This window comes from Massilia sp. GER05 (assembly GCF_052056005.1).
Lineage (GTDB): Bacteria > Pseudomonadota > Gammaproteobacteria > Burkholderiales > Burkholderiaceae_D > Telluria > Telluria orientalis.
Genome location: NZ_CP178858.1, coordinates 5085774 through 5110050 on the forward strand (window position 1 = coordinate 5085774; position 24277 = coordinate 5110050).

General features: G+C 67.8%; 21 protein-coding genes. 6 read left to right on the forward strand and 15 right to left on the reverse strand.

From position 1 onward, the window contains the following. Positions 1-18: 18 nt before the first annotated feature. Complete coding sequence (phaC, locus tag ACL58G_RS22515) at positions 19-1773, reverse strand: class I poly(R)-hydroxyalkanoic acid synthase (protein ID WP_440963234.1); 1755 nt, start codon at positions 1771-1773, stop codon at positions 19-21. A 50-nt stretch (positions 1774-1823) separates the two neighbouring features. Here phaC and ACL58G_RS22520 point away from each other — a divergent pair, with 50 nt between their 5' ends. Beyond that, entirely contained in the window at positions 1824-2093 is a 270-nt protein-coding gene (locus tag ACL58G_RS22520; RefSeq protein WP_413388359.1) for a hypothetical protein, read from the forward strand. Positions 2094-2104: 11 nt separating this feature from the next. Here ACL58G_RS22520 and pgeF read toward each other — a convergent pair whose 3' ends face one another. Together pgeF and ACL58G_RS22530 are read right to left on the reverse strand one after the other, a co-directional pair. After that, the gene (gene pgeF / locus ACL58G_RS22525; RefSeq protein WP_413388358.1) at positions 2105-2899 is read right to left on the reverse strand and encodes a peptidoglycan editing factor PgeF; all 795 of its coding nucleotides are present in this window, start codon (positions 2897-2899) and stop codon (positions 2105-2107) included. Beyond that, a complete protein-coding gene (locus ACL58G_RS22530; RefSeq protein WP_413343492.1) occupies positions 2899-3936 on the reverse strand; it encodes an RluA family pseudouridine synthase in 1038 nt (345 codons plus the stop codon). Before ACL58G_RS22530 ends, pgeF begins: the two co-directional genes overlap by 1 nt. Positions 3937-4003: 67 nt before the next feature. On the opposite strand from ACL58G_RS22530, the gene ACL58G_RS22535 reads away from it, so the two are divergent. Further along, a complete protein-coding gene (locus ACL58G_RS22535) occupies positions 4004-4843 on the forward strand; it encodes an outer membrane protein assembly factor BamD (protein WP_413343494.1) in 840 nt (279 codons plus the stop codon). A 215-nt stretch (positions 4844-5058) separates the two neighbouring features. Here ACL58G_RS22535 and yaaA read toward each other — a convergent pair whose 3' ends face one another. Continuing rightward, positions 5059-5829 carry a peroxide stress protein YaaA gene (yaaA, locus tag ACL58G_RS22540; RefSeq protein WP_413388356.1) on the reverse strand — a complete coding sequence of 257 codons (771 nt, stop codon included), beginning with the start codon at positions 5827-5829 and terminating at the stop codon, positions 5059-5061. 38 nt (positions 5830-5867) lie between these two features. Here yaaA and ACL58G_RS22545 point away from each other — a divergent pair, with 38 nt between their 5' ends. Further along, the gene (locus tag ACL58G_RS22545) at positions 5868-6338 is read left to right on the forward strand and encodes a putative toxin-antitoxin system toxin component, PIN family (RefSeq protein WP_440963235.1); all 471 of its coding nucleotides are present in this window, start codon (positions 5868-5870) and stop codon (positions 6336-6338) included. Next, positions 6335-7492 carry a pyridoxal phosphate-dependent aminotransferase gene (locus ACL58G_RS22550; RefSeq protein WP_440963236.1) on the forward strand — a complete coding sequence of 386 codons (1158 nt, stop codon included), beginning with the start codon at positions 6335-6337 and terminating at the stop codon, positions 7490-7492. The genes ACL58G_RS22545 and ACL58G_RS22550 overlap by 4 nt, the downstream gene beginning before the upstream one ends. A gap of 81 nt (positions 7493-7573) precedes the next feature. Here ACL58G_RS22550 and ACL58G_RS22555 read toward each other — a convergent pair whose 3' ends face one another. From ACL58G_RS22555 to ACL58G_RS22605, 11 genes are all read right to left on the reverse strand, one after another. Then, entirely contained in the window at positions 7574-8803 is a 1230-nt protein-coding gene (locus ACL58G_RS22555) for a tetratricopeptide repeat protein (RefSeq protein ID WP_440963237.1), read from the reverse strand. 11 nt (positions 8804-8814) lie between these two features. After that, complete coding sequence (locus tag ACL58G_RS22560; RefSeq protein ID WP_413388352.1) at positions 8815-9708, reverse strand: ExeA family protein; 894 nt, start codon at positions 9706-9708, stop codon at positions 8815-8817. Beyond that, the gene (mshL, locus tag ACL58G_RS22565; RefSeq protein ID WP_440963238.1) at positions 9709-11586 is read right to left on the reverse strand and encodes a pilus (MSHA type) biogenesis protein MshL; all 1878 of its coding nucleotides are present in this window, start codon (positions 11584-11586) and stop codon (positions 9709-9711) included. Between the two features lie 12 nt (positions 11587-11598). After that, on the reverse strand, positions 11599-11997 hold the full coding sequence (locus ACL58G_RS22570; RefSeq protein WP_413388350.1) for a hypothetical protein: 399 nt from the start codon (positions 11995-11997) through the stop codon (positions 11599-11601). Then, complete coding sequence (locus ACL58G_RS22575; protein WP_440963239.1) at positions 11982-12689, reverse strand: hypothetical protein; 708 nt, start codon at positions 12687-12689, stop codon at positions 11982-11984. The genes ACL58G_RS22570 and ACL58G_RS22575 overlap by 16 nt, the downstream gene beginning before the upstream one ends. Then, entirely contained in the window at positions 12686-13357 is a 672-nt protein-coding gene (locus ACL58G_RS22580; RefSeq protein WP_440963240.1) for a hypothetical protein, read from the reverse strand. The genes ACL58G_RS22575 and ACL58G_RS22580 overlap by 4 nt, the downstream gene beginning before the upstream one ends. Continuing rightward, positions 13354-14301: a type IV pilus biogenesis protein PilM gene (gene pilM / locus ACL58G_RS22585; protein WP_440963241.1), complete on the reverse strand. Its 948-nt coding sequence runs from the start codon at positions 14299-14301 to the stop codon at positions 13354-13356. Before pilM ends, ACL58G_RS22580 begins: the two co-directional genes overlap by 4 nt. A 217-nt stretch (positions 14302-14518) precedes the next feature. Then, positions 14519-15034 (reverse strand): type II secretion system protein, encoded by a 516-nt coding sequence (locus ACL58G_RS22590; protein ID WP_440963242.1) that lies wholly within the window; start codon positions 15032-15034, stop codon positions 14519-14521. Between the two features lie 46 nt (positions 15035-15080). After that, positions 15081-15566 carry a hypothetical protein gene (locus tag ACL58G_RS22595; protein ID WP_440963243.1) on the reverse strand — a complete coding sequence of 162 codons (486 nt, stop codon included), beginning with the start codon at positions 15564-15566 and terminating at the stop codon, positions 15081-15083. Between the two features lie 10 nt (positions 15567-15576). Further along, positions 15577-16824, reverse strand: coding sequence for a type II secretion system F family protein (locus tag ACL58G_RS22600; RefSeq protein ID WP_440963244.1), 1248 nt, complete (start codon positions 16822-16824; stop codon positions 15577-15579). A gap of 9 nt (positions 16825-16833) precedes the next feature. Further along, positions 16834-18540, reverse strand: a complete 1707-nt coding sequence (locus ACL58G_RS22605) for a GspE/PulE family protein (protein WP_160409818.1) — start codon at positions 18538-18540, stop codon at positions 16834-16836. 377 nt (positions 18541-18917) lie between these two features. On the opposite strand from ACL58G_RS22605, the gene ACL58G_RS22610 reads away from it, so the two are divergent. Further along, a complete protein-coding gene (locus ACL58G_RS22610) occupies positions 18918-23345 on the forward strand; it encodes a PAS domain-containing protein (protein WP_440963245.1) in 4428 nt (1475 codons plus the stop codon). Beyond that, complete coding sequence (locus ACL58G_RS22615) at positions 23342-24274, forward strand: diguanylate cyclase (RefSeq protein WP_440963246.1); 933 nt, start codon at positions 23342-23344, stop codon at positions 24272-24274. Before ACL58G_RS22610 ends, ACL58G_RS22615 begins: the two co-directional genes overlap by 4 nt. The last annotated feature ends 3 nt before the right edge of the window (positions 24275-24277 follow it).

Consider the following 24277-nt stretch of genomic DNA (forward strand, 5'->3'; position numbering starts at 1 on the left):
CATATGTTAGCGGTCCCTTCAATCGGCCCTGGCCTTGACGTACCGGCCCGGCGCCGGCTCGATCGCCGGATACTGCGCATTGCCCGGCTGTGCGGGCGGCGCGACCTCCTTGCCGCCGTGTTCGACCAGGAACTTCGCCCATTCCGGCCACCAGCTGCCCTTCTTCTCGACGGCGCCGGCCATCCAGTCGGCCGCCGTCTTCGGCCGCGTCTTGCCGCCCTCGTTGACCCAGTAGCTGCGCTTGTTCTTCGACGCGGGATTGATCACACCGGCAATGTGGCCCGACGCGCCCAGCACGTAATGGTTGTTCTTCGGCTTTTTCGGGTTCAGCAGCCCCATCGACGCGAACGCCGCCTCCCAGGGCACGATGTGGTCTTCCTTCGACCCGTACAGGAAGGTCGGGCAATCGATGGCGCCCAGGTCGACCTTGACGCCCGCCACCGTCAGCGCACCCGGCACCTTCAGCTTGTCCTCGAGGTAGGTATTGCGCAGGTACCAGCAATACATCGGACCCGGCAGGTTCGTGCTGTCCGCATTCCAGTACAGCAGGTCGAACGCGGGCGGCGTCTTGCCTTTCAGGTAGTTTTGCTGGACATAGTTCCACACGAGATCGTTCGGACGCAGCGCGGAGAACGTCGTCGCCAGGTCGCGTCCCGGCATCAGGCCGCCGCGGGAAAGCTGCTGTTCGCGCAGCTTGACCTGGGTTTCGTCGACGAACACGTCGAGCACGCCCGTGTCCGAGAAATCGAGCAGCGTCGTGAACAGCGACAGGCTGGCGGCCGGCTTCTGGCCGCGGGCGGCCAGCACGGCCAGCGCCGTCGCGGCGATCGTGCCGCCCACGCAGAAGCCGAACACGTTCACCTTGTCCTGGCCCGTGATGGCGCGGGTGGCGTCCAGCGCGCGGATCGCGCCCTGCTCCACGTAATCGTCCCACGTCGTGCCGGCCAGGCTCTGGTCCGGATTACGCCAGGACAGCATGAACACCGTATTGCCCTGCTCCACCAGGTAGCGGACGAGGGAATTCTCCGGCTGCAGGTCGAGGATGTAGTACTTGTTGATGCACGGCGGCACCATCAGCAGCGGCACCTCGTGCACGGTCGGCGTCGTCGGCGTGTACTGGATCAGTTGGAACAAGTGATTCTCGAACACGACCGTGCCCGGCGTGATGCCGACATTGCGGCCCACCTCGAATGCGGACTCGTCCGATTGGGAGATTCGGCCCTTCTGCAGGTCGGCCAGCATGTTCTGCAGACCCTTCGTGAGACTCTCGCCCTTGGTCTCGATGATTTTCTGCTGGGCTTCCGGATTCGTCGCGAGGAAGTTCGCGGGCGACATCGCATCGACGATCTGCTGGACGGCGAAGCGGATCTTCTGCTTGTCGCGCGGCGGCGCTTCGACGGCCTCGGCCAGGGCCATGAGGAATTCGGAATTCAGCAGGTAGGACGCGACGCTGTACGCGGACATCGCGTTCGCCGTCCACTCGGGCGCGGAAAAGCGGCGGTCGCTGAACGACGGCAGCTTGCCGGTGACAAACTCCTGCCACAGCTTCATCGCCTTTTGCAGGTAATCGTTGCGCAGCGCTTCCAGCCTGCCCTGCGACAGCCCGGCGCCGATATCGCCCAGCATCTTGGCCACGGGTGCGAACGCTGCCGAGCCGTCGGCACCGTCGGGGAGTTTCATCCAGGACTGCCAGGCGGAGGGATCGGTGAATTGCGCAAACGGCGCCATCCAGGGTGCGGCAAGCATCTGCGGGGTAGCATCAGGCGTATTCATAAGGCGTCCATTGTGTAGAATCGTTTTATCGACAGCAACCGGAGCATCGCATGTGGATCGTAGCCATAGGATGGATGTACGTCGTAACCCTGATGGCGGCGACGGAGCCGACTGTGGTTGGCGGCATTATGACTTTTTTCGGCTATGGCGTGTTGCCATTCTCAATCGTTTTTTACCTTGCGGGATCAAGACGGCGGCGCGCCCGCGCGGCACAGGCGGCATTGCGGACGGCTGACGGGACACCGGTCGTGCCCGCGGCCGGCCATGCGGCCGGCGCCGATGGCGCTGCGGCCGGGCACGGCCACGATGGAGGCCGCTGAACGGCCCGCCCTTATTTCAACCAGATGAGGCTGGCCTGCCGGCCAGTCACGCCGTCGCGGCGATACGAATAAAACCAGTCGGTCTCGGTCGCCGTGCAGCGGTCGCCGCCATGGACGCGCGTGATCCCGTCGCGGGCCAGCATGCGACGCGCCAACAAATACATGTCCGCCAGATACTTGCCCGGACGCCCCGCATACGGCCGGAAAGCATCGGCCACCTGCCCCGGCAACGCGGCCTCGAAGGCGGCCAGCACGTCGCTGCCCACTTCGAACGCATCCCTGCCGATCGCCGGCCCCAGCCAGGCCGTGACCTCGCCCGCACCGGCCGCGCGCATGGCCGCGACCGTCTGACCAAGCACGCCGCCGGCCAGCCCACGCCAGCCCGCATGCGCGGCGCCCGCGACCTTGCCGCCCAGGTCCGCGAACAGCACGGGCAGGCAGTCGGCCGTGAGGATGGCGCAGACGACGCCCGGCACCGTCGCGATGCTCGCGTCGCCCGTCAGCACGGGACCGCCCGGCTGGACGGTCGCCGCGTCGACGACGTCGGGGCCGTGCACCTGCGCGATCCACGCGGGCGGGCCCGGTAGGCGCGCGCGCAGACGCATCCGGTTGGCCTGCACGGCCTCCGGATCGTCGTTCACGTGCCGGCCCAGGTTCAGGCCGCCACCGTCCCGCCCATCGCCGTACGGGCCCATGCTGACGCCACCGCGCCGCGTCGTGGCCAAGGCACCGAACGCGTCAGGCAGATCGGGCCACTGGGTCGCGGGGTGGATCAGATCGGCGTCCTGCAGATCGGATTCCACCATCAGATCGCTTCCGGTTCTTCGATCCCGGCCTGTTCCAGAAGTTCCGCGAAATCGTCGGCCAGCGGCACGACCCATTCCATGTGCTCGCCGGTGGCCGGGTGCGTGAGGCCCAGGCGGCGCGCCTGCAGCGCCTGGCGGTGGAAGAACGAACGCAGGTGCTGCTTGCCGTACACGGTGTCGCCGACGAGGCTGTAGCCCAGCGACTGCATGTGCACGCGGATCTGGTGCGTGCGGCCCGTCTCCAGGCGGCACTGCACGAGGCTGACCGGGCGACGGTCGAGCTCGCCCGTCTCCAGCAGTTCGTAGTGCGTGATGGCCGGCTTCGCCGACGGGCTGTTCGACACGGCCATCTTGACCCGGTCCTTCGCGTCGCGGCTGATGGGCGAGTCGATGGTGCCGTAGGCGCGCGGCGTGCCCCACACGAGCGCGAAATATTCGCGTTTCACCGTGCGCGCCTGCAGCTGGCGCACGAGGTCCGTCTGCGCCTCCAGTGTCTTGCCGACGACCATCAGGCCACTCGTGTCCTTGTCGAGGCGGTGCACGATGCCGGCACGCGGCACGGACACCAGTTGCGGGCAGTGATGCAGCAGCCCGTTCAGCAGGGTGCCCGACCAGTTGCCCGAGCCCGGATGCACGACGAGGCCGGCAGGCTTGTTGATGACGATGATGGCGTCGTCCTCGTGGACGATGTTCAGCGCCATCGGTTCCGGCGTGTAGGCCGTGTCCTCGGGCGCCGGCTGCGGCACGACGGTGACCGTCTCGTCGCCATAGGCCGTGCTCTTGCCCTTCGCCGGCTTGCCGTCGACGGTGATGTGGCCTTCGTCGAACCATTGCTGCAGGCGGCTGCGCGAGAACTGGGGCACCAACCCGGCCACGACCTTGTCCAACCGCTGGCCGCAGTGTTCGGGGACCAGCTCCAGGGTGATCGGGGCGTAATCAGGGCCACCGGTGCCGGCATCGAGCTCGGCGTCGAGGTCCTCATCCAGGTCGGGGTCGAAAAGGTTTTCCGCCGAATTCGGCGCAGCAGTTAATATCACGTCAGTCCCATCGGCTATAATCAGCCGTTCGTTGAATCTCGGTAAAACTTTCTTGCACTAAGAGCTTATGCAAAAAAAATTGTCTGTAATAGTCGTGACTAGCGTTCTGCTCAGTTTGTCAGCTTGCGGTTTGTTACCGGAAAGATCCGACGAAAACAAGAACGTGTCAGCATCGAAATTATACGCTGACGCGCAGGAGGAAATGGCGGGCGGCCACTACGAAGCCGCGATCAAGCTGTTCGAACGCCTCGAATCCAACTATCCGTTCGGCACCTACGCCGCCCAGGCGCAGATGGAAATCGCCTATGCGCACTACAAGGCGCAGGACCAGGCCGAGGCGCTGGCGGCCGTCGAACGCTTCATCAAGCTGCACCCGAACCACCCGCAGGTCGACTATATGTACTACCTGCGCGGCCTGATCAATTTCAACGACCAGATCGGCTTCCTCAGCTTCATCTACGCCCAGGACCCGACCGAGCGCGACCCGAAGGCGACGCGCGAAGCGTTTGCCGCGTTCAAGGAACTCGTCGACAAGTTCCCGAACAGCAAATACGCGCCGGATTCGGTCGCCCGCATGAACTACCTGATCAATGCGATGGCGCAGTACGAAGTGCACGTGGCGAACTACTACTACCGCCGCGGCGCCTACCTGGCCGCGCTGAACCGCGCCCAGGGCGCCGTGACCCAGTTCAGCGAAGCCCCGGCGCGCGAGGAAGCACTGTTCATCATGATTCGCGCCTACGACAAGCTGGGCATGTTCGACCTGCGCGACGACACGCAGCGCATCTTCACCATGAACTACCCGAACAGCCGCTTCATGGGCGGCAAGGGTTCGGGCGACGCGCCGTGGTGGAAGTTCTGGGCCAAGGCCGGCCCGAAACCGGCGCCGAAAGACGCCGTGCAGTAACAACAGTGCCCGCGGAAGCGGGCTTTTTTTCGCGCCCCTGGCGCAAAATTCGGGGTCAGAGCACATTTCCGATCAATGTCCGGCAACCAGTTGCTCTGGCAACGCTCTGCGCGCGTGCACGCCCTCCGTGGACGTTCGCGCCCGGCGCCACGCGCAGAACTTGCTTCGCGGACCTTGCGCAAAAAAGTGCTCTGACCCCGAATTTTTCGACGTCGTCAGCCTTCGATGCGCCGGCGGAACACCCAGGATTTGTCCGTCGACACGGCCTCGTCGTACGCATACCCGTCCACGTCGAAGTCCTTCAGGCGCTCGACGTCCGTGATGCCCTGCTCGGCCGCATGGCGCGCCATCATCCCGCGCGCCCGCTTGGCGAAGAACGAGATGATCTTGTACTTGCCGTTCTTCCAGTCTTCGAACACGGGCGTGACCACGGGCACGTCCAGCAGCTTCGGCTTGACGGACTTGAAGTACTCTTCCGAGGCGAGATTGACGAGGACGGACGATCCCGCGTCCTTCAGGTCCGCGTTCAGCGCGGCCGTCACGCGCTCGCCCCAGAAGGCATACAAGTCCTTGCCGCGCGGGTTCGCGAGGCGCGTGCCCATCTCCAGGCGGTACGGATGCATGGCGTCCAGCGGTCGCAGCACGCCATACAGGCCCGACAGGATGCGCACGCGGTCGCGCACATAGCCGAGCGCCTGCTTGCCGAGCGTGCGCGCAGCCAGGCCCGTATAGACGTCGCCGTCGAACGACATGATGGCCTGGCGCGCGGCGGCGTGGTCCGGGTGCCAGTCGGCGTAACGGGTCACGTTCAGCACCGACAGCTGGTCCGAGATCGCCATCAGCGCGCCGATCTCGGCCGGCGATTTCGGCTTGAGAACGCGGATCAATTCGGCGGCATCGTCGATGAAGCGGGGCGTCGAGCGCTCCTGCGTGGTGGGTGGCGATTCGAGGTCGAGGGACTTGGCGGGCGAGAGAACGATCAGCATTTAGTTATGAAACACGTACAGCGGGTAAAATTGCTGACATGATACCTGCTTCAGCGAAACCCATCGTCATCGACACCAACGTCTGCCTCGACCTGTTCGTATTCCGCGACCCGCGCTGGGCGCCCCTGCTTGCCGCGCTCGAATCCGGCAAGGTGCGCGCCGTCACCCGCGCCGATTGCCGCGACGAGTACCGGATCGTGCTGCATTATTCGCACCTGCCGCTCGACGACCGCACCCGGCCGCAGGCGGAGGCCGCCTTCGACGCCCTGATCGAGGTGGTGGCGCCGACGTCGCGCGCGCTGCGCCTGCCCATCTGCACGGACCGCGACGACCAGAAATTCCTCGAGATCGCGCGCGACGCCGATGCCGCCGTCCTCGTCACGAAGGACAAGGCGTTGTTGAAACTGGCCCGCCGCGCCGCGCGCGAGAACCTCTTCCGCATCATGACGCCCGACGCCTGGGTCAAGACCGAGGCCCCGGCAGCCCCATCCAACCCGTACGCACCATGACCACACCCGTCCTGCAATCGCGCCTGCCGGCCGTCGGCACCACCGTGTTCACCCTGATGTCCGCGCTCGCGGGCGAGCACGGCGCCGTCAACCTGGGCCAGGGCTTCCCCGACTTCGACTGCGATCCGCGCCTGCTGGACGCGGTCGATGCCGCCATGCGCGCGGGTCACAACCAGTACGCGCCGATGACCGGCCTGCCCGTGCTGCGCGAGGCCATCGCCGCCAAGCTGGCCGCACTGTACGGCCACGCCTACGATGCCAGCGCCGAGATCACGGTCACGGCCGGCGCCACGCAAGGCATCATCACGGCGATCCTGTGCGCCGTGCATCCGGGCGACGAAGTCATCGTCATCGAGCCGTGCTACGACAGCTACCAGCCGTCGATCACCCTGGCCGGCGGCTTGCCGGTGCCCGTCGCGATGCGCGTGGACGCCGGCGGCTACAGCGTGCCGTGGGACGCCGTCGCGGCGGCCGTCACGCCCAGGACCCGGATGATCGTCGTGAACACGCCGCACAACCCCACGGGCACGATCCTGCGCCAGGCCGACCTCGATGCGCTGGCCGCCATCGTCGAAGGGACCGATATCCTGATCCTGTCGGACGAGGTGTACGAGCACATGGTCTACGACGGCCAGCCGCACGCGTCGGTGAGCCGCCATCCCATGCTGGCGGAGCGCGCGTTCGTCGTGTCGAGCTTCGGCAAGACGTACCACGTGACGGGCTGGAAGGTGGGCTACGTGGCCGCGCCAGCGCCGTTGATGGCGGAATTCCGCAAGGTCCACCAGTACAACGTCTTCAGCGTGAACACGCCGATGCAGGCCGGCCTGGCCGCCTTCATGCGCGACCCGGCGCCGTGGCGCGACCTGCCCGCGTTCTACCAGCGCAAGCGCGACCTGTTCCGCGCGGGGCTGGCGCGCACGCGGTTCACGCTGCTGCCGGCGGACGGCACGTACTTCCAGTGCGTGCGCTACGACGGGATTTCGGACCTGGGCGAATCGGAATTCGCGCAGTGGCTCACGCGCGAGATCAAGGTGGCCGCGATTCCGGTGTCGGCCTTTTACAGCAAGCCGACGGAGTCCCGCATCGTGCGGTTCTGCTTTGCGAAAAGGGACGAGACGTTGAGCGTGGCCCTGGAGCGCCTCGCGGAGGTGTGATGCATGCAATGGTGGGCACAGGGTGCCCACCCTACGGCCGTCGACGAATACCGGAGCGTGGCACCCCTTGCCCACGCGACGTCAATGGGCGAGCTGCTGGATGCGGCGCTCCACGAACCCCTGCAATTCCTGCGACAACCCGCCGCCGGCGCGCGCCCGCTGGAACGCGTCGAGCGCCTCGCCGTTGCGTTTCTCGGCCTGCAGCGAGATGCCGAGGCCCATCCACCACACGCCGTTCGACGGCACCGCGCGCACGGCCTGGTGATACTGCTCGGCCGCCTCGCGGTGACGCTGCTGGCGTGCCAGCGCGGCCGCCAGGAAGGCGTGGTAGTCGGCGTCGTTGCCCGCGTACGGCAAGGTGCGCATCAGGGTGTCGATGCCGTTGCCGCCACGCTCGATCTGCAAGCGCGCCAGCAGCATCGCCATCGCGGGCTGGCGCGGGTCCAGGGTGAGGCCCAGCTGCAGCTGGCGCATCGCCTCGTCGTTGCGGTTCGCCTCGATCAGCAGGCCGACCAGGGTCTGGCGCGCCGCTTCGTGCGTCGGTTCGTATTTCAGCGCCTGCTCGAGCGCCGCGACGGTCTCGATCATGCGGCCTTCCTGCAGGCTCGCCAGCGCGCGCCGGTATTCGCCTTCCGCGCGCTGGGCGCCCGTCTCGTGGCGGCCCTGGACGTTGCGTTTGCCCTTCGGCGGCGCGTCGTCGTGCGCGGCCGCGCGCGCGGCGGCCACCATCGCGGCGGACGTCTTCTTCGGGGACTTGCCCCTTGCGGCCAGCGCCTGCGCCATGGCGCGACGCGCCTCGCGCGCTTCCGCGCTGTCCGGCTCCATCGGCGCCACGTCCTGCGCGCGCACGAACGGCGTCCGCGCCGCCTGCTCCGCCTTGCGCGCCGCGGCTTTTTCTTCCGCGAGGCGCTTGCGTTCCGCGCGGCGCTCCGCCCGCGTCATGTGCTTCGTTGCCGGCGCGTCTACGGTCTTTTCCACGGCGGGCGGCGGCGTCGCCGGCGCGGCGGGCGCCTGCACCGGCACGGCCACGACCGGAGAAGCCTGCACGGGACCCGTGACCACCGGCGCCACGCGGACGGCAGCGACGGGCGCCGGCGCGGCCGGTGCCGGCGCCGGCGTGCGGTGCAGTTGGGACAAGGCCAGCCAGCCGAGTGCGCTTGCGGCGAGCGCACCGCCGACGGCAGCCGCGATCGCGCGCCGGTTCGGCCGGTACGGCCCGCGCGCCACCGGCTTCACCTGGCCCGGCAGTTCGCCGTCCTTGGGCGTGCCGCGCGCGTCCAGGTCTTGCAGCATCTTGTTAATCAGGCTCATTCCGGCTCCCGTCAATGGCTCAGCGCCCAGACCAGGCCCGCGCCCGCGGCGGCCAGCGCGGCGGCGGATGCGGCCCAGGGCCACACGCGGCGCCTGCGCGTCGCGAGCGTGTCGCGTGCGGCCAGGTTCACGTGCGCGCGCGCGACCTGCTGGCGTCCCTGGCCGTAGCACAGCATCATGGCCTTGTGCGCGAGGATGTTGACGAGGCGCGGCACGCCGCCGCTGGCGGCGTACAGGCGGGCCACCGCACCGCGCGAGAACAGGCGCGCCCCATCATACCCGGCGACGCGCAGGCGGTGCGCCACATAGTAATCGAGGTCGTCGCGGCTCAACGGACCGAGATGATAGTGGAACGTGATGCGCTGGGCGAGCTGACGGATCGATTGCAGCTCCAGCTTGCGGTTCAGCTCCGGCTGGCCGAACAGGACGATCTGCAGCAGCTTGCGCTTTTCCGTCTCCAGGTTCGTCAGCAGGCGCAGCGCCTCGAGCGTCTCGACGGGCATCGCCTGCGCCTCGTCGAGGCACAGCAGCACGCGCTTGTCCCCGCCCGCCAGATGCAGCAGCCGGTGCGTGATGGCTTTCAGGACCTGGTGCTGGTCGGCGTCCTTGTCGTAGCCGACTTCCAGCTCGTCCGCGAGCGCCAGCATCAGCGTACGCGGCTCGAGGTACGGATTCGGGATGTACGCCGTGACGAATTCCGGGCCCAACGTCGCCATGAACTTGCGGCACAACAGGGTCTTGCCGGTGCCGACTTCGCCCGTGATCTTGATGAAGCCCTCGCCGCCGCGCGCCGCGACGAGCAGCGTGTTCAGGGCTTCCTGCGAATGCGGGGCGCCGAAGAAGAAGCTGGTGTCCGGGGTGATCCCGAACGGCAGTTCGCGCAGGCCGAAGTGGGCCGTGTACATTCAGCGGCTCCCCCGGGTGCGCGGGTCGAGCTGCTCGATGCGGCGGTTCGTGTCGAGCAGGTCGTCGTTCCAGTTGTTGATGCCTTCGACGATGGTCGGCTTGATCAGCACGACCAGTTCGCGCTTCTGGTTCACGCGCTTCTTCGCGCCGAACAGCGCCGACAGCACCGGCACCCTGCCGGTCCCCGGCAGCTGCGAATCGTCCGCCGTCGACGACTGGCGCATCAAGCCGCCGATGGCGACGACCTGGCCATTCTGGCCGCGCACGATGCTGTCCAGTTCCGACGTCGCCGATGCCGCGAGCGGCAGGTTCAGGCTGCCGGCCGTACCCAGGTTGACGGACTTGTTGATCGTCGAGACCTGGCTCACGGACGGGTGCACGTGCAGCAGGATGTTGCCCTTCTCGTCGATCTGCGGCGTGACGTCGAGGACGACGCCGGAGAAGAACGGCTGCAGCGTGACGCTCGGCGATACCGTGTTGCCGGTCGTCGTGGAGTTCGTGGTCGTCTGCACGCCGGTGACGTAGAACTCGTCGGTACCGATCTTCAGCACGGCCTTCTGGTTGTTGACGGCCGCCACGCGGGGGCTCGACAGCACGTGCACGGTGCCCTGCGTTTCGAGGAACGAGATCAGCGCCGCGAAGTTCGCAGTCTGCACGGCCAGGCCGAACATCGAGCCGGCCGCACCCGCCGCATTCGACAGCGAGAAGCCGCTGCTGGCCGACAGGCCGGTGCTCGGATCCGTGATCACCGCAGGCTGGCCGCCGCCGAACGGCAGCGGTGTGAGCGTGGCGCCCGGCGCGATCATGCCGCCCGAGACGCGGTTGTCGTGGCCGCTCTTGATCGACGCGAACGACGCCCAGTTGACGCCGCTCTGGTAGCTGTCGTTCAGCTCCACTTCGAGGATCTTCGCTTCCAGGATCACCTGGCGGTCGACGGCGAGTTGCGTGGCCTTCAAATAAGCGTCGACGTTGCGCAGCTCGTCCGGCATCGCGCGGATCACGAGCACGCCCGACTGCGGGCTGACGACGACGCTGCGGCCGCCCTCCTTCGATCCCACGATGGCCTCGATGGCCAGTTTCAGGTCGCCCCAGAAATCGTTGGCGGACGTCGTGGCGACGTCCGTGCTGTCCATCTGCCCGCCGTTCTGCCCGTTCGGGTTGTTGCCGTTGTTGTTCTGGTTGTTACCGTTGTTGCCGTTCTGGTTCTGGCCCTGGTTGCTGCCATTGTTGCCGTAGCCGTTGCCGTTCTGGTTGTTGACCGCGTTCGCGACCGACGTCGACGTCACGCGCGTGCTCGACGTCCCTGAGCGCTTGCCGACCAGGTAGTTCACATGGAACATCTTGGTCTGCATTGTCAGCGGCTTGATCGAGATGCGCGTGCCGTCGATCCGGTAGTCGTAGCCGTACATCTCGCGGATCGCGTCGAGCGTCTCCGGCAAGGTCACGTCCTTCAGGTTCGCCGTGATGGTGCCGGCAACGTCCGGATGCACGAGGATGTTGTAGCGCGTGCCAGCGACGATCGAGCGGAAGAACTGCTGCGCCGGCACGTTGTTGAAGGAGACGTTGAAACGCTCCTCCAGCGCGGGCCGCGCCTTCGGCAGTTGCGTCGCCAGCGCGGCGGCCGGCGGCAGCAGCGCGTCGGCGACGGCCGCGTCGACCGTCGGCGCGGCGGCCGGCGGCAGCAGCGCGTCGGCGACGGCCGCGTCGACCGTCGGCGCGGCGGCCGGGCGCTTGCTCGCGCCGCTCGCCACCTCGCCCTTGATGTTGTCGTAGGTCGTCACGCTGGGCGTCGTCTGGCAGCCGCCCAGCGCAATGAGCGTCAACAGCGCGGCGGCGCCCGTCGCCATGGAACGCATCGGAATACGCTTGTCGTTCATCCTCATCCTCTGTCAGCGCCGCACGGTGACCGTGGCGGCGTGGTCGCCCTTGATGCCGCCTTCGGCTTCGGCGTACAGGCGCAGCACCTGGCGTTCGCCGCCGCGCACCAGTTCCACCTCGTTCTCGCGGATGCGCACGACCTTCGCGCCGCGGAAGCTCTCGCCCAGGCGCACCGTCTCGCCGTCGATGACGGCCACGTGGCGCCCGCCCGCCGCGCGCCCGATCAGGATCGATTGCAGCTGCGGGCCGCTGCTCATGGCCTGCGGACCCAGCGCGACCGGCGTCGCCGCCGCGGGCGGTTTCGTCGGGTCCTGCAGCGGCTGCGCGTGGGCGCCGCCCGCCAGCAGCAGCGCAAGGAATGCGGCGCGCAGGGCCGGCTTCATCGTCGTCGGAATCACAGCTTCATCCATTTCGGGTCCAGGCTCAGGGTGTACAGCGTCAGGGTCAGGCGCACGTTCGGGTACGCTTCCGCATCCAGCTGCGCCTTGCCCCAGAACAGCTGGGTGGGCAGCGTTTCCAGCGCCTGCATGTAGTCGACCATGTCGAGATAGCTGCCGCGCACCGTCAGTTCGACGCCGTGCCGGTACAGTAGGTCGGGCGATTTCACGGCGGGCGGCGGCGCCGGTGCGGCCGGAGCCGCTGCCGGCACGGCCGCCGGTGCCGGCGCCGCGCCGTCGGTCAGCGTCGACACGGGCAGCGTCTTCAGCGACACGAGCTTCAGGCGCCCGTTCGCGCGCAGGATCGCTTCCAGCAGCGGCGCGATGCGTTCCGGCGGCACGAGGCCTTTCTGCATCGTGCGCAGCTCGTCGCTCGTGCGCGCCGTCTCGGCCCGCAATTCGCCCAGGTGCTTGCGCAGCGCTTCGTTCGGATCGTTGCCGTAGGCGCGCGCCTTGCCTTCGATGTCGGCCGCGATGCCGCCGATGGTGATGGTCTGCTGCTGCAGCGTCGAGCGCAGCGCCGCTTCCTTGCGCGACATCGGCGCAAACACGAACGTATTCGCGAGGAACACGAGCACGACGACGGCGGCGCCGAATGCCATGATGCGTTCGCGCGGCTGCAGCGCTTCCACGCGCGCCGCGAACTGGAGCCAGCGGCGCTTCATGGCTGGCCTCCGGTGGCCGGCGTCGAGGCCGCACCGGCGGCCGCCGACTGCAGGCTGAATTCGACGTACGGCGCGGGCGCGTCGGACTCCTTGCCGTCGGCATCGCGCACCTTGACGGTGGCGGCCTGGCCGATCTGCATGCTGCCCACCGGCTTGCCCTGCAGGACGCGTTCATTGCGCAGGCGCGCGAGGTAGCCCGGCACGAGGGCGGGGTCGAGCGCGCGCCCGCGCACGCCGATCTCCGTGCCGGCGCCGGTGATGGTCACGCCCGTCAGCCACAGGCCGTCGACGCTTTGCCGCGCCAGCGCGCGGAAGTATTCGGCATAGCCTTCGGTATTGCCCAGGTCACCGCGCTGGATGACGTCGGCCACGCGCCGCAGCGCATCGTGCTCGGCCTGGGCCGCGGCCACCTCCGCTTCGAGGCGGCCGTCCTTCGTGCGCGGCGCGAATTCGGCGGTGGCGGCTTCCAGGCGCTTCTGCGCGGCCTGCACCTGCTCCTCGCCGCGCGCGACCCTCGCTTCCAACTGCGCGACGCGCACCTTGGCGTACACGCCCGTGCCGACGACGAGCAGCACCAGCACGCCGAGCGCGCCGGCCATCGCATTGACGGAGAAGATCTTCTTCTGCGGCTGGAACGCGGGATTGAACAGGTTGATCTGCTGGCTCATGCCGCGCCCTCCTCCTCGCGCAGCGCGGCGCCGATGGGCACGAAGAAGCGCTGCTGGCGGCCCGGGTCGGCCAGGTCCGGCACGCGTTCGAGGTCGAGCACGTCGGCCAGGTCGAGCGTCTCGACGCGCGTGTACAGGTTGCCCGACAGGTATTCGTCGAGGCCCGCGGCGCCGGTCGGCGCCAGCACGAGCTTGGCCACGCTGATGAACGAGAACTGGCGCTCGAAGTTGTCGAGGGAGCGCTGCAGTTCGAGCGTGATCTTGTCGAAGGCCTGGTGCTTGCGGTCGTGGTCGTCGTCGAGCAGCAGGGCCAGCGTGACGTCGATACGGCGCGACAGATACAGCTCGCCGCGCCACGACACGGTCAGCAGGCCGCCGTCCTCGCCGAACGACAGCAGCGCGATGCCGCGGCCGTCCTGCTCGAGCAGCGCGGACACGTTACGCTGTGCCATCTCGGGAATGTCGATCGCGCGCAGTTTCACCTTGGCCGCGTTGAACATCTTCTGGCGCGCGGCCACGATGCTGTTGCGCGCCGCGATCGCGAACACGCTCTGCTGCGGGCGCACGACGGCGTTCGGATCGAGCGGGACGTCGAGGACGTCGAACGTGGCGTCGTCGATGGGGAAATCGAGGATGTCCTTGAGGCGCCAGCGCATGGCGCTTTTCAGTTCCTCGCGCGCCACGTTCGGCGATTCGACCGACATGAACTGGTAGTCGCCCCCGGCCAGCACCGTCGTGCAGCGGTAGCTCGCGCTGTGCATCTCCTTCGCGGCCTTGTCGAGGCTGTCCGCGGACGGGGCGCCGGGAAAGAAGACGGCATGCGTCACGGCCGGCTTCGCGCCATCGCCCGCGCCACGGCGCACGCTGGCCGCCGCGATCCCGTCGCGCTGCGGCACCATGGCCAGCCAGGCTGCATTGTTCTGTGCTTTACTGAAAAAACCCATGCGTGGCGATGGTTATCCGTGACTTGGTCGAGATAAGTGCGATAGAGGCTTGATTATATTCAAGCGGTAGGAAAATCCGATACCAAATTTTTACTCTGGGAGAATATATTTGGTTTTCCGTGCGGAACTACTAATGGGGTGTGGTCTATACGCTGCATTCGGTCCGTAAACGAGAATCGGGACCGCGTGCGGTCCCGATCGATCCAAGCGAAGTGGATCAGTTGCAGTTTGCTGCCGTTGCCGTGCTCGCCAACTGCACAACCGGTGCGGTCGTCGACGTCACGGTATAGGTGACGAAGCAATTACCCGCATTCGTCGTCCCGACCAGGCTGTTCGGCACGAGAGCAATCGAGTTGCCCGGGACCGTCGGGCCGCCAGTCACGGTGGCCGTGTAGACGGTATAGTCCGTACCGTCCTTCAGGCCAGCGGCTTCCGCAGTGGCCTTGTCCGCCTGCGGATAGCCATTGGCAAGCAGGGTCATTTCCGTGCCTTCGACCGTCAGCTTCAGGGCTTTGGCGACCGACGGATCCACCAGGAACTTGCCACGTGCCATCGCCGCAGTGGCGCTCAGAGCGCCTTTCGCCGCATTCAGGCTGGCCAGGCGCGCATCGCCGCCGAGGCTGGCAAACTTCGGCAGTGCCGTCGCAGCCAGAATGCCCAGAATAACGATCACGACGATCAATTCGATCAAGGTGAAGCCGCCCTGCGCATTGCTCTTGATACTTACTTTCATGCTCTCTCCGATGTAGGTGCGGCGTTCCCGGCCGCATGGGTTTTGATTAACGACCGCCTTGCGTATCGATTTCATTTAATGCAAGGCTCATCATTTGTTTCCCCGCGTCAGCAGGTGTATGAGTGAATTCTACCTTGAACGTGGGCAATTTCGATTTGCCCGAAGCAAATCTTTCTCGTTCCGAGGTGAGATAAACAAGGATTTTGTCGCGTGGGTCAAACACCCACCCGTTTCGTGCCACACTACCCTGCCCGGATAGTGCGAATTCGCCAAGATAATCCGCCGGCGGCCGTGCCAGCAGGCGCATCGGATTCTGTCCGGCCAGCGCCGCGAGCGTATCGGGATGGCGGGCCGCCTCGACCTGCAGCGCCGTGCGCAGCGCGGCCACGGTCTGGCGCGCCGCCGCGTCCTCGGCCGCGCGGCGGTAGCCGTCCAGGCGGTGCAGCAGCACCGTGGAAAGCGCCGCCGTGATGGCGGCGACGATCGCGAATTCGTACAGGGTGAAACCGCGGGTTGTCTTCACACGAATCATGGATGCCTCGTCAATGATGCAGGGCTGCCTTGCCCAGGTCCCAGATCGGCAGGAAGATGCCCAGCGCCAGCACGAGCACCATCGCACCGAGGAAGGTAATCAGGATCGGCTCGATCTGGCTGGACAGCGTCTTGAGTTCGTAGTCGACCTCGCGTTCGTACATCTGCGCGATCTCGTCCATCAGGTCGTCGAGCGAGCCGGATTCCTCGCCCACGGCGATCATCTGCAGCACGATCGGCGTGAACACCTGGGCGTTGGTCGCCGTGCGCAGGATGCTTTCGCCCCGCTCGACGCCGTCGCGCATCTGGTCCAGGCGCATGGTCAGGTAGGCATTGTCGGCGGTCTGCGCGACGACCGACAGGGCTTGCACGATCGGCACGCCGCTGCGGATCGACAGCGCGAAGCTGCGCGCGAAGCGGGCCATCGTGGCCTTGTGGATGATCTTGCCGGCGATGGGGAAGCGCAGCTTCCAGCGGTCCCACGCCAGGCGGCCGGACACGGTCCGCGTCCACGTCCGCACACCGAAGAAGGCCGCCACGGCGGCGCCGAGCATCACGGGCCAGTACTCGACGGTGAAGCGCGACGTCGTGATCAGGATGCGCGTCATCAGCGGCAGCTCGGCATGGAAGCTCTGGAAGACCTTTTCGAACTGCGGGATCACGAACACGTTCACCACGACCATCGCCGCGATCATCGCGATGATGACGAACGTGGGATAGCGCATCGCCGTCTTCACGCGGTCGCGCATGTCGCGGTCGAATTCCAGGTGGTCGAACAGGCGCAGGAAGACTTCTTCCAGGCGGCCCGTCATCTCGCCCACGCGCACCATCGACAGGTAGAACGGCGTGAAGCATTCCGTGTGGCGGCGCATCGCGGTCGACAGTTCGCGGCCCGCGTCCAGCGACTCGCGCAGGTCCTGGATCACGCGCGCGAAGCTTTTATTGGTCGCCGATTCCTGCAGCCCGGCCAGGCCGCGCATGATCGGCACGCCCGACTTCAGCAGCGTGTAGATCTGGCGGCTGAACAGCTGCACGTCGATCGACGTGACCTTCTTGCGCGTCAGGCGTTCCCACAGGCTGTCGTTGGCGCCTGCGGCGTTGCCCGGCGTGGTCGCCTTGCGGGTGGTCGGGGTGATGTCGAGCGGCGTGACGCCGGTGCCGAACAACTGGTCGGCGATGGCGCTGCTGTCGGCGCCTTCCAGCACCCCCTGCATCAATTCGCCGCGCGCGTTGCGGCCCTTGTAGGCGAAGAACGGCATGAATGTCTATCAGTCTTCCATCTGGTTGCTGATCCGCATGGCTTCCGCCACGGTCGTGCGGCCCTGGATCGCGAGGCGCACACCGCTGCGGCGCAGCGTCTCGCCGCGCATCTCGGCATGCGCCACCTTCAGGAAGTGCGACGGGTCCGGATGGTTGGCGGCTTCGTTGACGGCGCGCGTCATCTCCAGCAGTTCATACACGCCCGTGCGGCCGCGGTAGCCCGTGCCGTTGCAGTGCGAGCAGCCGCGCCCGTGGAAGAACGGCACGGTTTCGGCGCGGTCGCCCAGTTCGGCGCGCAGCCAGGCGCGTTCCGGCGCCGGCAGCTGGTACGGCTCGGAGCAGCTTTCGCAGATCACGCGCACGAGACGCTGCGCCAGCACGGCCTGCAGCGAGCCGCTCACCATGTAGCGCGGCACGCCCATGTCCATCAGGCGCAGCGGGGTCGATGCCGCATCGTTCGTGTGCAAGGTCGACAACACGAGGTGGCCCGTCATGGCGGCGCGCAGGCCGATCTGCGCCGTCTCCTGGTCGCGCATCTCGCCGACGAGCACGATGTCCGGGTCCTGGCGCAGCGCGGAACGCAGCACGCGCGCGAAATTCAGCTCGATCTTGTCGTTGACCTGCACCTGGTTGATACCGGACAGCCGGTATTCGATCGGGTCCTCGACCGTGATGAGCTTTTTCTCGACGGAGTTCAGCTCGGCCAGGGCGCTGTACAGCGTGGTCGTCTTGCCGGAACCCGTCGGTCCCGTCACGAGCACGAGGCCGTTCGGCCGCTGGACGATGGCGCGGAAGCGTTCCACCAGCGCGGCCGGCATGCCGATCGCATCCAGGCGCAAGTTCATGCCCACCTGGCTCAGCAGACGCATGACGACGGATTCGCCGTACTGCGTGGGCATCGTCGAGATACGGACGTCGATGCGCTGGCCGCGCACCTTGACGGCGAAGCGGCCGTCCTGCGGCAGGCGTTTTTCCGAGATGTCCAGGTCCGCCATCAGCTTCAGGCGCAGCGCCAGCGGCGTCGCGATCTTGATGTCGGCTTCCGTCTGCAGGTGCAGCACGCCGTCGATGCGGAAGCGGATCTGCAGGCGGCCGTCCTGCGGCTCGATGTGGATGTCGGACGCGCGCACCTGGGCCGCGTCGTCGAACACCGACTGCAGCAGTTTCACCACCGGCGCTTCTTCGAGGCCGGAGTTGGCGGACAGCGCGTTGAAGTCGACGGAGGTCGTGTCGCCCAGGTCCTGTTCGAGCTCGCGCGCCAGGCCCGTGATCTCGCCCGTGCGGCGGTAGATGCGGTCGATCGCCTGCAGCACTTCGGTCTCGTTGACGACCGCCAGCTCGACGCCCTTCTTGAGGAGTCTCGCGATCTCGTCGTAGGCGAAGAGGTCGGTCGGGTCCGAGACGCCGACGAGCATCGTCTCGCCGCGGTCTTCCAGCACGAGCGCGCGGAAGCGGCGCGCCTGCGTTTCCGGCAGCAGGCGCACGACGTCCTGGTTGATGTTGTAGAACTTGAGGTTGAGGTAAGGGATGCCCAGCTGGCGTGCCAGCGCGCCCGAGATCTGCTCTTCCGTGACGAAACCGCTCTCGACGAACACACGGCCGAGCTTGCGGCCCGTGCGCTTCTGGTCGGCAAGCGCCTGGTTCAGCTGGTCTTCCGACAGGAGCTTTTGTTGCACCAGGATTTCGCCAAGTCGGACTTTTTCGGGCCGGGCCATACCACCTCTTCGATCAATGTAGGACTAGTCCTTCATTGTATGCCAGAGGAACGAAAAATTAACATGGAGAATGACTTTACGTAAGGCAAAACGTATCGTCCGCGCGACTTCATGTCACTCCTGCATGCCATGCAAGAAACAAATGTTGCCAAGATTCGGGGTCAGGTCCACTTTTTCCCCGACGCGCGGCGTTAAATGTCCGATAAAACAGGCACTTGCGGCTGCGGCGCCTGCCCAAAATGTGCTCTGACCCCGAATTTACACGAGATGGCTGCTGGGCTACCATGCTGGCAAGGCGCCTGGGCTGCGCATTATCCGCGGAGCTTGCTGTGCAGCTGTTACAACGTCGTTCTCTCCCTTCCATACGCGCCAAGCTCGTGACGCTCGTCCTGGCGTGCGCCCTGCCGATCCTGATCGGCTACATCGTGTTCGCCAGGGACGCCGACCAGCGCGAACGGGTCCACGTCGCCGAGGATGCGGAGATGATCGCGCGCGCGCTGGCCGCGGCCGTCGACCGCGACCTCGCCAACGGCGAAACGGCGGCGCGCACCCTCGCCAACCAGGCGAATCTCGCCAGAGGCGACCTGGCCGCGTTCCACACGGCCGCGCGCCGGCTGCTGCGCCCCGAATTCCCCGCCTATGCGGTCGCAGTCAGCGCGCCCGACGGCAAAGTCCTCCTCGACACGCGCCACGCCATCGGCAGCGTACTCCCGCCCCGCGGCAACGAGGCCGACATCCGCGCCGTCTTCGCCAAAGGCGACGCCGTCACGTCCGGCCTGCACCGGGGCGACGCCACGCAGCCCTGGGTGATCTCGATCACCGTGCCGGTCTGGAGCGAGGGCAAGGTCGCGTATGCGGTGACGGTCGAACTGCGCCCGCGCCGCCTGCAGGAACTGCTCGCGAACCAGAACCTGCCGGCGCGCTGGAGCGCGCTCGTGTTCGACAACAACCGCAGGCTGGTCGCCTACCGCGGCCACACACCGCACGGGATCGGCGACAGGATGCATCCGGATCTGATCAAGGCGGTGGCCAAGAGGCCGGTCGGCATCGTCGAGCTGACGGCGCATGGTCCGCAGGCGATGTACTCGGCCTATGCGCGCACGCTGGGCCACGACTGGGCCGTGGCGATCGGTTTCCCGCGCCACGCCGCGCGCGAGATCCTCGGCCCCGATCCCGCCACGACGCTCGCGTGGATCGCCGTCATGCTGGCCGTCAGCCTGGGCCTGGCCTGGCGCATCGGCGATTCGATCGCGCGCTCGGTGCGCGCCCTGACCGAGCCGGCAGCGGCCCTCGGCCGCGGCGAGGCGCTCGTGATCCCGCCGCTGGCGATCCGCGAGGCGGCGACCGTCGCGCGCGCGCTCGGCAAGGTCGAAGGCGAGCTGCAACAATACCGCGCCGGCCTGGAATCGCTCGTGGCCGAGCGCACCGACGCACTGCAGCGTTCCTCCGCCATGCTGGCGACCGTGTACGCGACGGCACCGGTCGGCCTCGCGTTCCTCGACCGCAGCCTGAAGGTCGTGATGATCAACGACTACCTGGCGGCCGTGAACGCGCTCCCGGCCAGCGCCCACATCGGGCACACCCTGCCCGACCTGCTGGGCGAACGGGGCGTCCACATCGAACGGCCCTACCGCCACGTGCTGACGACGGGGAGGCCGCTGATCGATGTCGAGGACAGCGGGGAATCGCCCGCGGAGCCGGGCACCATGCGCCACTGGATCTGCAGCTACTACCCGGTGTACGGACGGGATCGGGACCTGGTCGGCATCAACGCCGTCGTCCTCGACATCACGGAGCGCAAGCGCCAGGAACAGCGCAACCGCGACAACGAGGTGATGTTCCGCGCGCTGTTCGAAGGCTCGGGCGACGCCCACGTGCTGATCGCCCACGGGGCCGGCTTCATCAGCGCCAACCAGGCGGCGATCGACCTGTTCGGCTGCGCGGGCGCGGACGAATTCCTCGCGATGGCGCCGGCCAGCAGCTCGCCCGAATGCCAGCCGAACGGCCGCCGCTCGGACGAGCTGTGGCACGAGGCGATGCGGCGCACGCTCGACACGGGCGGCAACCGCTTCGAGTGGATCTACCGCCGCCGCGACGGCTCGCTGTTCCACGCCGACGTGCTGCTGAACAGCGTCGACATCGGCGGCCGCGGCATCGTGCAGGGCACCATCCGCGACATCACCGCGCGCGTGGAGACGTCCGCCGCCCTCCGGGCCGCCAGCCGCCGCCTGGAAGAGAGCGAGCGCATGATCCGCACCGTGACGGACCACCTGCCCGCGCTCGTCGGCTACTGGGACGCGGACCTGCGCTGCCGCTTCGCCAACAAGCCTTATCTCGACTGGCTGGAGCGCGACGCCGCCGACGTCATCGGCCACACGATGCTCGAACTCGTGGACGAAGACCAGGTCCGCGAAGTGATGCCGCACATGGAAGCCGTGCTGCGCGGCGAGCGCCAGTTCTTCGAGCGCAGGCTGCACCGCAAGGGCTCCGGCAAGGTGATCCAGGCGTGGAGCAGCTACATCCCCGACTTCGACGCCGACGGCCGCGTGCAGGGCTTCTACATGCTGCACGCGGACATCACGGAACTCAAACGCACCCAGTCGCGCCTGGAGGAAGCGCTGCGCGCGGCCGAAGCGGCCAGCAGCGCCAAGGGCGAGTTCCTCGCCAACATGAGCCACGAGATCCGCACGCCGATGAACGCCGTCATCGGCCTCGCGCGCCTGCTCGAGGAGGCCGACCTGGGCCGGCGCGAGCGGGGCTACGTCGCGCGCATGCAGATGGCCGCGAAATCGCTGCTGTCGATGCTGAACGACGTCCTCGATTATTCGAAGGTCGAAGCGGGCCAGCTCGTGCTCGAACAGACGCCGTTCGCGCTGGACGACGTCCTCGCCAGCGTCGCCGCGATGTCCGCCACGAGCGCGTGGAACAAGGGCATCGAACCCGTGTTCGCGGTCCACCCCGACGTGCCGGCGCGCCTCGTGGGCGACCCGATGCGCCTCGGCCAGGTGCTGCTCAACCTCGTCAGCAACGCGATCAAGTTCACGGAACATGGAGAAGTCGTGCTCACCATCGAACCGGCCGGTCCGGATGCGCTGGCGTTCACCGTGCGCGACACCGGCATCGGCATCCCGCCCGAGCAGCAGCAGCGCATGTTCGAGGCCTTCTCGCAGGCCGACACGTCCACGAGCCGCAAGTACGGCGGCACGGGGCTGGGCCTCGCCATCAGCCGCCGCCTCGTGCGCCTGATGGGCGGCGACCTGCGCGTGGACAGCGTGCCCGGGCGGGGCGCCACGTTCCGCTTCAGCGCGCCGTTCCGCGTCGCCGGCGACGCCGCGCCCGCACAGCCCGGGATGCCGCCGCTGCGCGTCCTCGTCGCCGACGACAACGCGAGCAGCCGCGCCGCGCTGGCCGCCCTGCTCGCGGGCCGCGGCTGGCACGTCGAGACGGCCGCGAGCGGCGCGGACACGCTCGCGCTGCTGCGCACCGCCGGCCCGTTCGACGTCGCGTTCATCGACAGCGTCCTGGCGGACCTGGACGGCGCGTCCGTCATCGCCTTCGCGCGCGCCGACCAGGCGATTGCCCTGCCCCGCTGCGCGCTGCTCGCGGCCGACCCGGAACGGGAACGCCTCGACGCCGTGGCGGCCGACCTGCGCATCGACGCCGTGCTCGCGAAGCCGTTCACGCCGGGCGCGGTGGCCGACGCGCTGGCGGAACTGCACAGCGGCGCGCCCGCGCCGGCGAGCGGACGACCGACGCCGCTGGCCGGGCGCCTGGTCGGCATGCGCGTGCTCGTCGTCGAGGACAACCTGCTCAACCAGGAAGTGGCGAACTACGTGCTCGTGCACGCGGGCGCCAGCGTCGATTTCGCCGCCAACGGCCGCGTTGCCGTCAGCATGCTCGACGAACATTCAACCAACTGCGCGGCGCACTACGACGCGGTGTTGATGGACCTGCAGATGCCCGTGATGGACGGCTTCGAGGCGACCCACGCGATCCGCGCGATGGGGCTCGACCGGCTGCCGATCATCGCGATGACGGCCAACGCACTGGACGAGGACCGCCGCCGCGCGCTGGCCGCGGGCGTGAACGATTACCTCGCCAAGCCGATCGACGTGGACGAACTGGTGAACATGCTGGTCCGCGTCACCGGCCGGCCGGCGGCGTCACGGTCCGAAGCGGCGCAGTCGGCGCTCGCCGCCGGGCTGGCCGTGCCGGCTTACCTGCCCGGCATCGACCTCAAGGCAACGCTGCCCCGTTTCGGCGGCAATTTCGCCAACTTCGCCGCGTTGTTCAGGCGCTTCGAAAGCTCGCAGGGCGGCGCCGTGGCCGACATCCGCGCCCTGCTCGACGCCGGCGACCGCGCCAGGGCGGGCCAGGCCGCGCACCGCCTGCGCGGCGTGGCCGCCAACCTCGGCGCGACGGACGTGGCGAGCGAGGCGCTGGAGCTGGAACAGGCGCTGCGCAGCGAGGACGAGGCGGCGCTCGCGCTGCGCCTCGCCCGTCTCGGCGCCGCGCTGTCCATCGTGCTGGAGGCGGCACGCGACCTTCCCGCGCCGGAGGCCAGGCCCGCGCCGGCCGCGGTGCCGGAAGATAGCGCTATCCTGCAGCGCGAGTTGGCGCAACTCCTCGATTTGCTCCACAATAACAACATGAAAGCGATCGCGCAGTTCGAGACGCTGCGCCCCGCCCTCGCCCGCCTCGAACCATGCCAGGTGGCCCCGCTGGCGGATGCCGTGGCGACCCTGCGCTTCGAAGAGGCGGGGCAGCTGGTGCGGACGCTACTGGATACGAAGGAAGATGCATGAGCTGGACCGACATGGCCGTCAACGGCCGCATCCTGGTGGTCGACGATGCAATGGAAAACATCCAGATCCTGCACGGCGCCCTGCAGGACGAGCACGAGGTGTTGTTCGCGATGGACGGTCCACGCGCGCTCGAGATCGCCCGTACCCAGCAGCCCGACCTGATCCTGCTGGACGCCGTCATGCCCGGCATGGACGGGTATGCCGTCTGCAAGGAATTGCTGGCGGCGCCCGAGACGAGCGACATCCCCGTGATCTTCGTGACGGCGCTGAAGTCGCCCGAGGACGAGACGCGCGCACTGGGCGCCGGCGCGGCCGACTTCATCAGCAAGCCGGTGAACGCCGCCGTCGTGCGCGCCCGCGTGCGCACGCAACTGACCGTCAAGCGCCAGCGCGACGCCCTGCGCGCGCTGATCCTCACGGACGCCCTGACCGGCGTCGCGAACCGCCGCGCCTTCGACGAGCGCCTCGATGCCGAATGGCGCCGCTGCGGCCGCGCGGGCCTGCCGGTGGCGCTGATCCTGGTCGACATCGACCACTTCAAACTGTACAACGACCACTACGGCCACCAGGCCGGCGACGCGACGCTCGTGCAGTTCGCGACCGCGATGCGGCGCGCCGCCGCGCGCACGCAGGACCTCGTGGCGCGCTACGGCGGCGAGGAGTTCGCGATCCTGCTGCCGCAGCTGGACGGCCGTGGCGCCACCGGCGTGGCGCACCGCCTGATGACGGAGCTGGAGCAGATGGCGCTCCCGCACGCCGCGTCGCCCACGGCCTCCCGCCTCACCGCCAGCATGGGCATCGCCTGCATGGTGCCGGGCGAGCACAGTATCCCGGCCGACCTGATCCAGGTGGCCGACGCCCTGCTGTACCAGGCCAAGGCCGAGGGCCGCAACCGCTACCGGCTGGGCGGGGCCGACTGCGTCGCCTAGCCT

Bases quoted from the DNA above. Each gene is read 5' to 3' on its own strand.
- phaC (WP_440963234.1), bottom strand. From the start codon at position 1,773: ATGAATACGCCTGATGCTACCCCGCAGATGCTTGCCGCACCCTGGATG.
- ACL58G_RS22520 (WP_413388359.1), top strand. From the start codon at position 1,824: ATGTGGATCGTAGCCATAGGATGGATGTACGTCGTAACCCTGATGGCG.
- pgeF (WP_413388358.1), bottom strand. From the start codon at position 2,899: ATGGTGGAATCCGATCTGCAGGACGCCGATCTGATCCACCCCGCGACC.
- ACL58G_RS22535 (WP_413343494.1), top strand. From the start codon at position 4,004: ATGCAAAAAAAATTGTCTGTAATAGTCGTGACTAGCGTTCTGCTCAGT.
- yaaA (WP_413388356.1), bottom strand. From the start codon at position 5,829: ATGCTGATCGTTCTCTCGCCCGCCAAGTCCCTCGACCTCGAATCGCCA.
- ACL58G_RS22545 (WP_440963235.1), top strand. From the start codon at position 5,868: ATGATACCTGCTTCAGCGAAACCCATCGTCATCGACACCAACGTCTGC.
- ACL58G_RS22550 (WP_440963236.1), top strand. From the start codon at position 6,335: ATGACCACACCCGTCCTGCAATCGCGCCTGCCGGCCGTCGGCACCACC.
- ACL58G_RS22555 (WP_440963237.1), bottom strand. From the start codon at position 8,803: ATGAGCCTGATTAACAAGATGCTGCAAGACCTGGACGCGCGCGGCACG.
- ACL58G_RS22560 (WP_413388352.1), bottom strand. From the start codon at position 9,708: ATGTACACGGCCCACTTCGGCCTGCGCGAACTGCCGTTCGGGATCACC.
- mshL (WP_440963238.1), bottom strand. From the start codon at position 11,586: ATGAACGACAAGCGTATTCCGATGCGTTCCATGGCGACGGGCGCCGCC.
- ACL58G_RS22570 (WP_413388350.1), bottom strand. From the start codon at position 11,997: ATGGATGAAGCTGTGATTCCGACGACGATGAAGCCGGCCCTGCGCGCC.
- ACL58G_RS22575 (WP_440963239.1), bottom strand. From the start codon at position 12,689: ATGAAGCGCCGCTGGCTCCAGTTCGCGGCGCGCGTGGAAGCGCTGCAG.
- ACL58G_RS22580 (WP_440963240.1), bottom strand. From the start codon at position 13,357: ATGAGCCAGCAGATCAACCTGTTCAATCCCGCGTTCCAGCCGCAGAAG.
- pilM (WP_440963241.1), bottom strand. From the start codon at position 14,301: ATGGGTTTTTTCAGTAAAGCACAGAACAATGCAGCCTGGCTGGCCATG.
- ACL58G_RS22590 (WP_440963242.1), bottom strand. From the start codon at position 15,034: ATGAAAGTAAGTATCAAGAGCAATGCGCAGGGCGGCTTCACCTTGATC.
- ACL58G_RS22595 (WP_440963243.1), bottom strand. From the start codon at position 15,566: ATGATTCGTGTGAAGACAACCCGCGGTTTCACCCTGTACGAATTCGCG.
- ACL58G_RS22600 (WP_440963244.1), bottom strand. From the start codon at position 16,824: ATGCCGTTCTTCGCCTACAAGGGCCGCAACGCGCGCGGCGAATTGATG.
- ACL58G_RS22605 (WP_160409818.1), bottom strand. From the start codon at position 18,540: ATGGCCCGGCCCGAAAAAGTCCGACTTGGCGAAATCCTGGTGCAACAA.
- ACL58G_RS22615 (WP_440963246.1), top strand. From the start codon at position 23,342: ATGAGCTGGACCGACATGGCCGTCAACGGCCGCATCCTGGTGGTCGAC.